This window comes from Luteibacter sp. PvP120, from assembly GCF_054055715.1.
Genome location: NZ_JBSRXP010000003.1, coordinates 164,566 through 177,639, shown reverse-complemented (window position 1 = coordinate 177,639; position 13,074 = coordinate 164,566). Strand labels below are relative to the sequence as shown.

Genomic DNA, 13,074 nt, shown 5'->3' with positions numbered 1-13,074 from the left:
AGAACTCGATGGGAAACACCCGCATGAAGTTGATCGCGGGCGCTGTTCTGATGAGCGTTGCGTCGCTTGCCGTCGCGCAGAGCGCCACCATCCGTGGCGGTGGCGCCACGCTGCCGGCCGTCGGTTATGGCCTCGACGTGTCGAGCCGTCAGGTCGTCCCGGCCAACGGTTCCATGCTCTGGGCTTACTCGCAGATCTCCGGTAACAAGCCGACCACCTACTGCCAGACCGGCAGCGGCACCGGCAAGAAGATCCTGGCCGGTAACGATCCGTCGGTCGCGAACGTCAACGCCGCCTGCTCGGCCACCGCCGTGCCGACCGGTTTCGGCGCGACGGGCCTTGCCCAGCCGCACTTCATCGGCTCGGACTCGCCGCTGTCTTCGTCTGACTACACCGCCTACACCTCCGGCCACAGCAGCGGCCAGCCGGTGCAGATTCCGGCCGTCGCCGGCGCCATCGCGGTGGCGTTCAAGAAGACGGGCGTGACCTCGCTCAAGCTCACGGAAACGCAGGTCTGCAAGATCTTCTCCGGCCAGATCAAGACCTGGAACGACGCCGGCCTCGCCGGTGCCGGTATCCCGTCGGGTACCACGGGCAACATCACGATCGTTTCGCGTGCCGACGGTAGCGGCACGTCGTTCGCGTTCTCGAACCACCTGTCGGCCAAGTGCGGTGCCACCTCGATCGGCGGCAACAACACGGCGACGGCGTTCAAGACCGACCAGTCCTATGCGACCGCCGCCGCGGCCTACATCCCGTCCTATGCCGCTTCGGTCACGGCCTCGGGTAACCCGGCCGTCGTCTCGACGGTTGCCGCCACGGAAGGTTCGATCGGTTACGCGGAAGCGGCCAACGCCGTGTCCAGCAACGTTCGCTTCGCCAGCGTGTCGAACGACGCCGCGCCGTCCACCTTCATCAATCCGTCGAACTTCGGTGGCCCGCTCGCCGTCGCCGTGACCTACGACAAGGCGATCGGTGCGGTCGACAGCAACGGTCGTCCGACGATCGCCGCGCTGCCGCTCACCACGCAGTGCGTCGCCCTGGTCGATCCGGCCAACTACGCCAAGCCGGCCAGCGGCTATCCGATCCTCGCCGTGTCCTACCTGCTCGGCAACTCGAGCGGCAACGGCGCCGACCTGTCGGCGGTGCAAGGCGTGCTCTTCTCGCCGTACAACACCACGGTGCGCAACAACACCGTCACCATCGGTGCGGGCGCCGGCACGGGCCTGGCGTTCCTGACCAACGCCGACATGACCCAGGCCAAGATCAACGGCTGCGTGGTCAACTAAGGTTCTGCGTGCTGACAGGGATGTCCGGTGACGAACGAGGGGCCTTCGGGCCCCTTTTTCTTGTTCTTCGCGCATGGGCGGCTAATGCCGCGAGTTCGAGGCCGAAGCCAGAGCCGGAGCCGGAGCCCGTCGCTCGTAGGGCACGGCGAGGAGGTACTGGGTGGTCACACTCTGCGCTCGGGCAGCGGCCGCAAGCGGCCGAACTCGCTCAGAGCGTAACCACCCAGCACCTCTGCGACCACAGAGGCAATCGTGGGTGGAGAGCAGAGCGGTGGCGACCTTGGATGCGCCACGCTGGCGATGCCGATCGGTGCAAAGCCGCCCGTGGCGAAGTCGCGAGCGTTGCTCTCCCCACAATGCACCTCTGTCGTCAGGGAGGTGTCGGGTGGTCATCCTCTGAGCGAGTTCGGCCGCTTGCGGCCGCTGCCCGAGCGCAGAGGGTGACCACCCGACGCCTCATCGCCGCGCCCTGCGAGCGACGACAGCTTCGGCTTCGGGACAGACCTCGGTCATGCATGCAGCAACGCTTCGCGGTTTCTTGCGACAGGCGCTCTACACCGTGCTTCCCGGGCGTCATGGAGTAGATCGCGTGTGGGATCGGTAGCCTCGTGTCACGTCATCGTGCTATCTCTCGGTCTCCAACCGTTCGGGTGCCTGTGTTCATGAAGTTGTTTCCCGCCCTTTCCACCGCCATCGTGGTTGCCCTTGCCGGATGCCAGTCGCTGCCGCAGCCGCGTGACGATGGATCGTTGCAGCGCGAAGCCATGGCCGGTACGGAACTGCCTGCCCCGCGGCCGCGCATCGCGCCGTCGACCAATCCCTCCACGCCGACCACCACCCAGCCGCAGATCACCACCGGTACCGGCCAGTTCGTCCGCCCCGTGGGTCTCGCCAGGCCAAAGCCGGTCGCCGCGGGCACGGGTACGGTGACCTTCAATTTCGAGAACCAGCCGGTCGAGGCGGTGGTCAAGGCCATCCTGGGCGACCTGCTGCACGAGAACTACTCGATCACCCCGGGCGTGCAGGGCAACATTTCCTTTTCCACCTCGCAGCCGGTGACGGCCGAGCAGGCGCTGCCGATCCTGGAGACGCTGTTGTCGTGGACGGATAACTCGCTGGTGCACAGCAACGGCCGTTACGTGGTGGTGCCGTCGAAGGATGCCGTGGCGGGCAACCTGGTGCCCAGCCTGGGCGCCAATGCGCCGGCCGGTGGCCTGCAGGCGCGGCTGTTCCCGTTGCACTACATCTCGGCCACCGAGATGCAGAAGCTGATCAAGCCGTTCGCGCGGCCGGACGCCACGCTGCTGGCCGATTCCACGCGCAACGTCATCGTCATGGCCGGTACGCCCTCGGAGCTGGATAACTACCAGCGCACGGTGGCCACGTTCGACGTGGACTGGCTGCGTGGCATGTCGGTGGGCGTGTTCAGCCTGCAGCGTGCGCAGGTGAAGGACTTGCAGCCGCAGCTGGATGCGATCTTCGGCGAGAAGGGCAACACGCCGATGGCCGGCGTGCTGCGTTTCATCCCGATCGAGCGGACCAACTCGCTGGTGGTGATCAGCCCGCAGCCGGCGTACCTCGACGAGGTACGCAGCTGGATCGACCGCATCGATCATGGCGGCGGCAACGAGCCTCAGCTGTACGTCTACGACGTGCGTAACGTGCAGGCCTCGGACATGGCCGATTATCTTTCCGACATCTACGGCAGCGGATCGAAAGGCGGCGCCACCGACCGCGGCGGCAAGGTGGGCCCCGGCCTGACCTCGGGTACGCTGGGCGGTGGCGACAGCGACCTGGGCAATCGCGGCGGTTCGGGTCTCGGCAGCACCACGGGTGCCTTTGGCAGCACCGGCGGCGGTTCGACCACGGGCGGGCTGGCGTCGGGCACGGCGGGCAGCACCGGGTCGACGGGATCGACCGGTTCGACTGCAAGCGGCGGCCTGGGCGGTGCTGGCGCGGGTGACGCGTCGTCGGGCGACGGTGGCGGCACGGGCAAGAGCCATTCCGCCACCACCACGGACGACGGCGTGCGGATCACCTCGGTGGACAGCAACAACCAGATCATGGTGCGCTGCCGTCCCGCGCAATGGGCCGAGATCGAGCAGGCGATCAAGCGCCTGGACGCGGTGCCGCTGCAGGTGCAGATCGAGACACGCATCCTCGAGGTCAGCCTCACCGGCGAATTCCAGTTCGGCGTGCAGTGGTACCTCGAAGGATTGACCGGCACCACCAACGGCCAGCCGACGCAGCCGGGCAACAAGCACCAGTACGCGCTGGGCAATGGTGGCGCCACGTACAACTCGGCGAACGACAGCTTCTTCTATTCGTTCGTCAACAACCATATCTCGGTCGCCCTGCACGCGATGGAGCAGAACGGCAATACCAAGGTGCTGTCGGCGCCGTCGCTGGTGGTGCTGAACAACCAGAAGGCGCACATCCAGGTCGGCGACCAGATTCCCATCACGCAGACCTACATCAACACCAACGCCAATTCGGACAACACCATCGGCCAGCTGGAGTACAAGGACACCGGCGTGATCCTCAACGTGCGTCCGCGCGTGAATCCCGGTGGCCTGGTGTACCTCAACGTGAACCAGGTGGTGAGCGCGGCCGGGCAGAAGGACACCGCCACGGGTAACTTCCCGATCCAGCAGCGCGAAGTGGCCACCCAGGTGGCCGTGCAGAGCGGGCAGACGGTGTTGCTGGGCGGCCTGATCAAGCAGAACGACACCACCACCGACACCGGTATTCCCGGGCTCAACCGGATACCCGTTTTCGGCCGTTTGTTCGGAACGACCAACCGCAGCCGCGCCCGCACGGAGCTGATCGTGCTGATCACGCCGCGGGTGATCACCAACGGCGACGAGGCCAAGCAGGTTACCGACGAATACCAGCGCAAATTCGAATCGCTGCGGCCCCTGACCCGCAACCCGTCGGTCGCACCGTCCACCGGCGCGGCCTACCCGTAGCTTTTCGCACACACGCGCGTCACACGGGGCGTTCCAACGTCGTCTGACGTGTTCTGGGAAGGGGGAACGGGTGGAATACGATCTGCAGGGCTGGTCGACCGTGCTGGAACTGATGCCCACGGCCATGTTCGTGCGCGACGCACGGCACCGCTGGGTGCTGGTCAATCGCATGGGTTATGCGTATTTCGGCCTTGGCCCGGACGATGTCCTCGGGCGTACCGACGACGAACTGTTCCCGCCGGAGCAGGCCGCGCGCATGGCCGCCGGGGACGAAGCCGTGTTGCGCAGCCATGAGGTGGTGGAATCCGAGGAATCGATGACCGATCCGCAGGGCCGCGTGCGTACGCTGATCACCCGCAAGACCTGCATCGAACTGGACCAGCAGCCGCACGTGCTGGCCTCGATCACCGACATCACCGAGTTGCGCGAATCGGAAGCCTATGTCCGCTGGCTGGCCTGCCACGACGCGCTGACCGGGTTGTCCAACCGCACGGCGCTGTTCGGCCGCATCGAGGCCGCCATCGCCAAGGCGGCCGCGGGCGGGGAGCGTTCGGCCCTGTTCTACCTGGACCTGGACGGCTTCAAGAAGGTCAACGACACCTGGGGCCATCTGGCCGGCGACGAATTGCTGATGCAGTTCGCCGTCCGCCTGCGTGACGCGGTGGACGCGAGCGATACGGTGGCGCGGATCGGCGGCGACGAATTCGCGGTGCTGGTGGAGGAACGCGACGGCTTCGACGCCGCGGCCCTGGCCGCCGCCTTCCTCGCCCTGGCCGGGAAGCCGTTCGGGGTGCTTTCTACCACCGCGTTTGTCGGCACGTCGGTGGGCGTGATCACCATCGACCGTGAGGCGGTGGCCGCCGGCGAGCTGGCACGCAAGGCGGACAGTGCGCTCTACGAGGCGAAGAAGAAGCGCAACCGCTACGTGCTCTACAACGACGAACTGGACGCTGCGCTGGAACACCGCCGCGATGTGGAACGCCTGCTGGACGATGCCCTGGTCAGCGGCGAAGGCCTGAGTTGCCATTACCAGCCGATGGTTCGTGCCAGCGACGGCAAGCTGATCGGCCTGGAAGCGCTGGCGCGGTGGCAGCATCCGCGACTCGGGGAGATACCGCCGGTGCAGTTCATCCCCGTGGCGGAGGAAACTGGGTTGATCGATCGCCTGGGCGAGTGGATGCTGCGCACGGCCTGTGCGCGCGTGGCCCGTCTGCCCGACCTGTTCGTGGCCGTGAACGTCAGTGCGGTGCAATTGCGCGACGACAACTTCGCCGCGATGGTGCTGCGCGTGCTGCGCGAATCAGGGTTGCCGGCGCAGCGCCTGGAGCTGGAAATCACCGAGAGCGCGATCGTCCACGCCGACGGCCTCGCGGTCAGCCTGCTCCGGCAGCTGCGTGGCGTGGGCGTGCGCGTGTCGCTGGACGACTTCGGAACCGGCTATTCCAGCCTCACCCTGCTGAAAGACCTCGATGTGGACAAGGTCAAGATCGACCGTTCATTCGTGCAGATGGCGCCGACGGCGGGCGACTCCGCGGCGATCGTACGTGCCGTGTCCAACCTGGGTGCGGCCCTGGGCCTGTGCGTGGTGGCCGAGGGCGTCGAGACCGAGCAGCAGCGCGCGTTCCTTTGCGAAGCCGGATGCGACGAACTGCAGGGTTACCTGTTCTCGCCGGCCGTGCCCGAGGACGGCATCGAGCACATGGCGCAGTCGTTTCCGGCACCCGCCGCGGTGCTTTCGCTGGAATAGGCGTCCGCGGGCATCGGCCAGGTCCGGCGCAGGTCCGGCATGCCGGGCACGCTGGTCGGCTGGGGCAAGGGCAGCGGCATGCGCGCGCCGGATACGCCCCCGGTAGCATCGCCGACGATGGCGATGACGCAGCCGCCGCTTTCCTGCGAACTGCCGAACGACAGCCGCCCCCAGGGCATCTGCAGCACCGTGTAACGGTTGGGCAGCATGGACGGCGCCGTCGGCAGGGTGGTTTCCGAGGCGGTGGCGTGGAAGGCCTCCGCCAGGTCCGCGCGCGGGAAGCACGGCCGCTGTTCGAGTTGGATGGACGTGAAGCGGGCCATCGCCACGTCGCCGCCCTCGTTGAAACCGCGCGCCTCGAACGCGCTGACCCGGTAACCGTCGCGTGTGACGAACGGCTGGCTGCGGACGATCTGGGGCGGCGCGTCCGCCGTCGCGTGCAGGCCGCCGGGCAGCTTGCGCGACAGGGCATCCACGGCGTTCGGCAGCGTGCCCATGGTCGCATTGACGATTTCCACCAGCGTCTTGTCGCTGCGCGGCACAGCCAACGGCCCGGCCCAGGCGGCGGAGGCCAGGGAGGCGGCGAGCAGGCTGGCCAGGGCGCGGGTCGGACGCATGGAATCCAGGACGGGGAGGGCGGGGCGCTAGTGTGCACGAGTCGGTCGGCTCGTGCGGCATCGGGCCCTCGTGCGGACCCTACGCCTTGTAACGCGCCCTGCCGACCGGATATTGAAGTGACCCTCCAACGCGCCAGCCCCCCTCGCCGATGACAGCCCTCCGTTTCGACAACGCCTTCGTCCGCGACCTGCCGGCCGACCCGGACACCCACAACGCGCCGCGCCAGGTGGAAGGCGCGGCGTATTCCTGGGTGGACCCCACCCCGGTGGCCGCGCCCCGCGTGGTCGCCGTGGCCGACGACGTGGCCGCCATGCTCGGCATCGATCCAGCCACGCCGGACTTTGCCCAGGTGTTCGCCGGCAACGCGACCTGGCCGGGCATGCGTGGCTACGCCATGGCCTACGGCGGTCACCAGTTCGGCCACTGGGCCGGCCAACTGGGCGATGGGCGGGCGATCGGGCTGGGCGAAGTGCTGACGGCGCATCACGGCCGGCAGGAGCTGCAGCTCAAGGGGGCCGGCCGCACGCCGTATTCGCGTGGCGCCGACGGGCGGGCCGTGCTGCGTTCCTCCATCCGCGAGTTCCTGTGCAGCGAGGCCATGCACCACCTGGGCGTGCCGACGACGCGGGCCCTGTGCCTGCTGGCCACCGGTGACCAGGTGCTGCGCGATGTCATGTACGACGGCCACCCGGCCCTGGAGCCGGGCGCCATCGTCTGCCGCGTGGCACCGTCGTTCCTGCGCTTCGGCTCGTACGAGCTGCCGTCGTCGCGTAACGACACGGGCCTGTTGCGGCAGCTGGTGGACTTCACCGTGCGCACGCATTTCCCGGCGATCGCCGCGTTGCCGGAGGCCGATCGCCATGGCGCGTTCTTCGCCGAGGTGTGCGAGCGCACCGCACGGCTGGTCGCGCACTGGATGCGCGTGGGCTTCGTCCATGGCGTGATGAACACCGACAACCTGTCCATCCTCGGCCTGACCATCGACTACGGCCCGTACGGGTGGGTGGACAACTTCGATCCGGACTGGACGCCCAACACCACCGACCGCGCGCATCGGCGCTACCGGTTCGGCCAGCAGCCGCAGGTGGCGTACTGGAACCTGCAACGCCTGGCCCAGGCGTTGGCGCCGCTGTTCGCGGACACCGACGCCTTGCAGGCCGGGCTGGCGCGCTATGTGGAGGTGTTCGAGGCCACCGACGCGGCCTTCTCGCGCGCCAAGCTCGGCCTGGCGCAGGCGCGGGAGGATGACGACAGCCTGGTCGCGGACCTGCGTGGCCTGCTGGCCGCGGGCGAGATGGACATGACGATCTTCTACCGCGCGTTGGCGGCGCTGGACCTCGAAGCACCGTCCGTCGACACGGTGGCGGAGGCGTTCTACGACGACGCCCGCCGCGACGCCGTCGAGCCGGCCATGCTGCTTTGGTTGCGTCGCTATGCCGCCCGCCTTCGCGACGACGGCGCGTCACCGGCCGAGCGCATGGCGCTGATGCACGCGAGCAACCCGCGCTATGTGCTGCGCAATTACCTCGCCCAGGAGGCGATTGATCGTGCGGAGCAAGGCGACGACAGCGGCGTGCACGCGTTGCTCGACACGCTGCGTCGTCCCTACGACGAGCAGCCGGGGCGCGAGCACTTTGCGGCCCGTCGTCCTGACTGGGCGCGCGACCGGGTCGGTTGCTCGATGCTCTCCTGCAGCAGCTGAGCGCGGCCGCTCGCGCTAGAATCGGCGGTCGTCCACTCTGCCGAGGTCCATGGCGTTGTCCGCCGGAACCGCATCCGAAGCCGCCCTGGAGGCACTTTTCGTCCCGTTCGCCACGGGCGCGTTGCGCTGGCCGGACGACGGGCGCCTGTTGATGCTGCGCGCCCGCGACGGCTTCGCCCTGCGTGAGCACCGCCGTCCCGGGTGGGTCATGCAGCAGTCGTTCAAGCCGGCCGCCGACGCGCTGGCGCGCTCCGGCTTCGAGGTCGTGGCCGAACCGCCCGCAGGGCGTTTCCGCGTCGTCATGGTGCTGCCCACCCGGCAACGCGAGGAAACCCGCGCGTTGTTCGCCCAGGCGCTGGCGTGCGCCGGCAGCGACGGCATCGTGGTGGCCGCCGTGCCCAACAGCGAAGGCGCGAAGACGGCCGAAGGCGACCTGACGGCCCTGGCCGGCCTCGATGGCCAGCTGTCGAAGCACAAGTGCCGGGTGTTCTGGACCCGGCCCGGCAGCACGCCCGACCCGGTGCTGCACGAGGCGTGGCTGGCGCTGGACGCACCCACGGCCATCGAGGGCGGGCGTTTCCTCAGCCGGCGCGGGCTGTTCGCGTGGGACCGCGTCGACACCGCCTCGGCGCTGCTGGCCGCGGCCTTGCCGGTGGACCTGCGCGGGCGGCTGGCCGATCTGGGTGCCGGCTTCGGCTATCTCGCGTGCGCCGCCATCGAGCGCTGCCCGGGCATCGTCGCCGCGGATCTCTACGAAGCCGAAGGCCGGGCGCTTGCGCCGGCCAGTGCCAACCTTGCCGCGGCCGTGGGCCACGCGGGGCGTGACGTCGCCACGTCCGTGCAGTGGGCCGACGTGACCCACGGCATCGCGCCCGGTTACGACGTGATCGTGTCCAACCCGCCGTTCCACCAGGGACGCGCGGACCAGCCGGAACTCGGCCGGGCATTCATCGCGGCCGCCGCGCGGGGCCTCGCGCCCACCGGCCGGTTCTGGATGGTCGCCAATCGCCACCTCGCTTACGAGACGGCACTCGACGCGGCGTTCGCCCGCGTCCACAGGGTCGTCGACAGCGACGGCTTCAAAGTCATCGAAGCACAGGAGCCCCGTCGATGAAACTCGTCCGCCTGTTGGCGAATCTTGGTTATGGCAGTCGCAAGCAGGTCGCCGCCCTGTTCCGGGAAGGCGCGGTCACCGACGCCGACGGCGAGGTGCTGTACGCCGACGACAAGGTGGAACACGGCCAGATCCGTTTCGAGGGCCAGCCCCTGGATCCGCCGCAGGGCCTGCTGCTGATGCTCAACAAGCCCACCGGCTATACCTGCTCGCGCAAGGACGTCGGGCGCCTGGTCTACGACCTGCTGCCGCCGCGCTTCGCGCTGCGCAACCCGGTGTTGTCGACGGTGGGGCGGCTGGATCGCGACACCTCGGGGCTGCTGCTGTTCACCGACGACGGCCCGTTGCTGCACCGGATCATCTCGCCCAAGGCCTCGCTGGCGAAGGTCTACGAGGCCACGCTGGCCGAGGACCTGCGCGGCGACGAAGCCGCGATCTTCGCGGCCGGTACCCTGATGCTGGAGGGTGAGACCGACCCCTTGCTGCCGGCGACGCTGGACGTGCTCGGCCCGCGGCGGGCCCGCCTGACGCTCACGGAAGGCCGTTACCACCAGGTGCGCCGCATGTTCGCGGCAGTCGGCAACCATGTCGCGGCCCTGGAACGGACCACGCTCGGTGGCTTGTCGCTCGACGACCTGCCGGTGGGCGAGTGGCGCGCGCTCGACGACGCGGACCGCGCACGGATGTTCGGCGGCTGAGCGACACGGGTGCCGGCGTGGACGCTCCGTCCACGCCGCATGCACTATCCCTTGGAAGGTCCCGAACCCAAGGAGTGCGCCATGAAGAAGATCGCTATCGTTGTTGCCGGCCTGGTCGCGTGTGCCGCCGCGCATGCCGCGGACAAGAGCCTCGTGGTGCCGCTGGCCGCCGTCACGGCGCAGGGTGCCGGTGCGTCGGTCGGCACGGTGACCGTGACCGAAAGCGCGAAGGGCCTGGTATTCACGCCGAACCTGAAGGGCCTGCCGCCGGGTCAGCACGGGTTCCACCTGCACGAGAAGCCGAGCTGCGATCCGGGCGAGAAGGATGGCAAGAAGGGCGCCGCGCTGGCCGCCGGCGGCCATTACGATCCGGCGAAGACCGGCAAGCACGCGGGCCCGGAGGCCATGGGCCATGAGGGCGACCTGCCGCGCATCGACGTGGGCGCCGATGGCACCGACACCACGCCGGTCACCGCGCCGCACCTGACCTCGCTTGCCACGCTCAAGGGCCATGCCCTGATGATCCACGCCGGGGGCGACAACTACGCCGACCAGCCCGAAGCGCTGGGCGGCGGCGGTGCGCGTATCGCCTGCGGTGTGGTGCCCTAGTCAGAACAGGTCGATACTGCCCAGCGCCACCGGCGGGGCCAGCTGGCCCCGTTCGGCCAGGCTTTCGTAGCCGTGCACGCCGTTGCGGCCGTTTTCCTTGGCGAAGTAGAGCGCCTTGTCGGCCCGGTCGAGCACGATCTCGGGGTAGTCGTTCTCGGTGATGCGCGCGTAGCCGATGCTGACGGTGACATGGCCGACCTGCGGGAACGCGTGGTCGGCGATGAACTGGCGGAAACGATCCAGCGCGTAGTGCGCCACGTTTTCGTTTTCCGCGGCGATCAGCATCACGAATTCCTCGCCGCCGAAGCGGAACAGCACGTCGCTCTGGCGGAAGCTGGCTCGCATCAGCTGGGCCAGCATCAGGATGACTTCGTCACCGTAGACATGGCCGTAGGTGTCGTTGATCCGCTTGAAGTGGTCGATGTCCAGGATCGCGAGGTAGATCTTGCTATCGTCGTCGCGGCCGCGACGCTCGTCCTCGCCACCCACCGCGGCACGGGCCCGCTGGCGGCTGAGCTTGAGCAGGCGGCGCAGGCGCTGTTCGAAGCTGCGACGGTTGTATAGCCCGGTGAGCTTGTCGCGCTCGCTCTCGTTGAGCAGGGCGATGTAGTTGCCGTAGATACGGGCGAAGCCTTCGATCATGACGCGCACGGCGTCGAGTGAATCGTTCGCCTCCAGCATCAGCGCACCGATGGCCGAGGATTCACGCTGGATGGGAATCACCAGGCGGCAGTCGCCGGTGTCGGTCACGTCGCTGACGACTTCCAGCGTTTCCATGGCGCACACGATGCTGTCGACCGGGTCGCCCTCGCGCGGGGGCTCCAGGGCGTCGACGACGAAACCGCCTTCAGTCTTCCGCGAGCACACCACCATCGATTCGATCGGCTGTTGCAGGCTTTCGCCGCGCTTGCACAGCGTCACGCTGTTGACCGGCACCAGTTCGGCCAGGGAAAGCACCAGGCTGTGGTCCAGTGCGTCGATGTCGCGATGGTGGGTGAACTCCGCCACCGAAGCCAGCAGGCGCGTCTCGGGAAAGCCGCCCGCGAGGGCGTGCCAGGGTGTCCTCATGGGGTATCCCGCGGCGCGACATGGTGTCCGCGATGGTGGTTACTGACTAGCACCGAGCACATCCTCCCCCGAGTCGGGCGGCCTGGCGGCGCCCCGTGTCGTTCGACCGGCTGATACCGGGCTTATCCTCAGGGAGGGATAACGGCACCCAAGCCGGAAACTTTAGGGTAAAAACAGGCCCGATGCGTGAAAGTGTGACGAGGGTCCGTCTTGACGTCTTCACATGCAGGGCGGCGTGGGTTAAGGGCGGGGTGTGTCGGGTTCAATCGCCCTCGAGCCACCCGCGCCATTTGAAGAACAGCACCGGCAGCAGCATGCTGAGCAGGATGATCCCGATGGCCATGGGATAGCCGAACGTCCAGTCCAGTTCCGGCATGTGCTTGAAATTCATGCCCCACACGCCGGCCAGGATCACCGGCGGAATGGTCGCCACCGAGGTCACGGTCAGCACCTTCATCACGTGGTTCTGGTCGGTGCTGATGAAACCCAGGCTGGCGTCCAGCAGGAACTGCAGCTTGTTGGTCAGCTGGTCGTCGAACTCGTCCAGCGTGCGCAGGTCGTGGTCGACCACGCGCAGCCGCACTTCGACCTGGTCGGATATCCATTCCGGCTGCTTGGCCCGCACGAACGACACGATGCGTTGCACGCCCAGCATCGAGGAACGATTGCGCGCCTGCTCGCCCTCCAGCCGTCCCACTTCCAGCATGCAGTCGCGCAGGGCCGGGGTGCCCAGCCGCTCGGTGGTGAAGACGCGGTCGGAGAGTTTCTTCAGGTCGGCCGAGACGTCTTCCATCCGCTTGGCCGCCAGGTTCACGATGGCTTCGATCAACGTGGCCAGCACGTCGCCGCTGGATTCCCAGCGCTGCTCGTCGCAACTGCGGCTGGCCAGGTCGAAGGCGGGGGAATCGTGGAAACGCAGGGTCATCAGCAGGCGACCGGTTACCACGATGCCGAGCGGCGACGGCCGATGTCCCCCACCGTCGTGCACGGCGTGATCCACGTCGGCGAAGTAGGGGATGGACAGGTACATGGCGTCGTCGTCGGTACGGATGCGGCTGGACAGGGCCAGGTTGTCCACATCGCCGCGATCGGGCACGCGCAGGCCGGATATCGCCCCGGCGCATCGGCGTTCGTCGTCGCTGGGGTCGAGCAGGTCGATCCACAGCGGCGCCCGGGGCACGTCCATGCCGGTTGTCCAGTGGATGGCCGCCTTGCGGCCGTGTTCATGAATGATGAGCACGCGCGTGTCGATCCTGTGGC

Annotated in this window: 10 protein-coding genes; 7 read left to right on the top strand and 3 right to left on the bottom strand. The window is 68.1% G+C overall.

The genetic code is table 11. The features are described 5' to 3' along the window. Positions 1 to 23: 23 nt before the first annotated feature. From ACVKN3_RS08055 to ACVKN3_RS08045, 3 genes are all read left to right on the top strand, one after another. Entirely contained in the window at positions 24 to 1,289 is a 1,266-nt protein-coding gene (locus ACVKN3_RS08055) for a substrate-binding domain-containing protein (RefSeq protein ID WP_285402242.1), read from the top strand. Positions 1,290 to 1,951: 662 nt separating this feature from the next. Further along, positions 1,952 to 4,258: a type II secretion system secretin GspD gene (gene gspD, locus ACVKN3_RS08050; RefSeq protein ID WP_354514503.1), complete on the top strand. Its 2,307-nt coding sequence runs from the start codon at positions 1,952 to 1,954 to the stop codon at positions 4,256 to 4,258. A 70-nt stretch (positions 4,259 to 4,328) separates the two neighbouring features. After that, on the top strand, positions 4,329 to 6,005 hold the full coding sequence (locus ACVKN3_RS08045; protein WP_354514505.1) for a putative bifunctional diguanylate cyclase/phosphodiesterase: 1,677 nt from the start codon (positions 4,329 to 4,331) through the stop codon (positions 6,003 to 6,005). Here ACVKN3_RS08045 and ACVKN3_RS08040 read toward each other — a convergent pair. Beyond that, the gene (locus ACVKN3_RS08040) at positions 5,915 to 6,622 is read right to left on the bottom strand and encodes a hypothetical protein (RefSeq protein WP_285405335.1); all 708 of its coding nucleotides are present in this window, start codon (positions 6,620 to 6,622) and stop codon (positions 5,915 to 5,917) included. The two genes, ACVKN3_RS08045 and ACVKN3_RS08040, sit on opposite strands and share 91 nt — an antisense overlap. Positions 6,623 to 6,771: 149 nt before the next feature. On the opposite strand from ACVKN3_RS08040, the gene ACVKN3_RS08035 reads away from it, so the two are divergent. The 4 genes from ACVKN3_RS08035 to sodC all read left to right on the top strand — a co-directional run bounded on the left by ACVKN3_RS08035 (position 6,772) and on the right by sodC (position 10,746). Further along, on the top strand, positions 6,772 to 8,325 hold the full coding sequence (locus tag ACVKN3_RS08035) for a protein adenylyltransferase SelO (RefSeq protein WP_354514507.1): 1,554 nt from the start codon (positions 6,772 to 6,774) through the stop codon (positions 8,323 to 8,325). 49 nt (positions 8,326 to 8,374) lie between these two features. Continuing rightward, positions 8,375 to 9,439 (top strand): class I SAM-dependent methyltransferase, encoded by a 1,065-nt coding sequence (locus ACVKN3_RS08030; RefSeq protein WP_354514509.1) that lies wholly within the window; start codon positions 8,375 to 8,377, stop codon positions 9,437 to 9,439. Further along, complete coding sequence (locus tag ACVKN3_RS08025; protein WP_285405341.1) at positions 9,436 to 10,137, top strand: pseudouridine synthase; 702 nt, start codon at positions 9,436 to 9,438, stop codon at positions 10,135 to 10,137. Before ACVKN3_RS08030 ends, ACVKN3_RS08025 begins: the two co-directional genes overlap by 4 nt. Positions 10,138 to 10,218: 81 nt before the next feature. After that, on the top strand, positions 10,219 to 10,746 hold the full coding sequence (gene sodC / locus ACVKN3_RS08020) for a superoxide dismutase [Cu-Zn] SodC (protein WP_285405343.1): 528 nt from the start codon (positions 10,219 to 10,221) through the stop codon (positions 10,744 to 10,746). Here the strand turns inward: sodC and ACVKN3_RS08015 are convergent, their stop codons facing one another. Next, entirely contained in the window at positions 10,747 to 11,814 is a 1,068-nt protein-coding gene (locus ACVKN3_RS08015; protein ID WP_285405345.1) for a GGDEF domain-containing protein, read from the bottom strand. 262 nt (positions 11,815 to 12,076) lie between these two features. After that, positions 12,077 to 13,054 carry a CorA family divalent cation transporter gene (locus tag ACVKN3_RS08010; protein WP_354514512.1) on the bottom strand — a complete coding sequence of 326 codons (978 nt, stop codon included), beginning with the start codon at positions 13,052 to 13,054 and terminating at the stop codon, positions 12,077 to 12,079. Between the last annotated feature and the right edge of the window lie 20 nt (positions 13,055 to 13,074).

What these genes read in the sequence shown, in the direction of transcription:
- ACVKN3_RS08055 (WP_285402242.1), top strand. Translation starts at nt 24, where the DNA reads ATGAAGTTGATCGCGGGCGCTGTTCTGATGAGCGTTGCGTCGCTTGCC.
- gspD (WP_354514503.1), top strand. Translation starts at nt 1,952, where the DNA reads ATGAAGTTGTTTCCCGCCCTTTCCACCGCCATCGTGGTTGCCCTTGCC.
- ACVKN3_RS08040 (WP_285405335.1), bottom strand. Translation starts at nt 6,622, where the DNA reads ATGCGTCCGACCCGCGCCCTGGCCAGCCTGCTCGCCGCCTCCCTGGCC.
- ACVKN3_RS08035 (WP_354514507.1), top strand. Translation starts at nt 6,772, where the DNA reads ATGACAGCCCTCCGTTTCGACAACGCCTTCGTCCGCGACCTGCCGGCC.
- ACVKN3_RS08030 (WP_354514509.1), top strand. Translation starts at nt 8,375, where the DNA reads ATGGCGTTGTCCGCCGGAACCGCATCCGAAGCCGCCCTGGAGGCACTT.
- ACVKN3_RS08025 (WP_285405341.1), top strand. Translation starts at nt 9,436, where the DNA reads ATGAAACTCGTCCGCCTGTTGGCGAATCTTGGTTATGGCAGTCGCAAG.
- sodC (WP_285405343.1), top strand. Translation starts at nt 10,219, where the DNA reads ATGAAGAAGATCGCTATCGTTGTTGCCGGCCTGGTCGCGTGTGCCGCC.
- ACVKN3_RS08015 (WP_285405345.1), bottom strand. Translation starts at nt 11,814, where the DNA reads ATGAGGACACCCTGGCACGCCCTCGCGGGCGGCTTTCCCGAGACGCGC.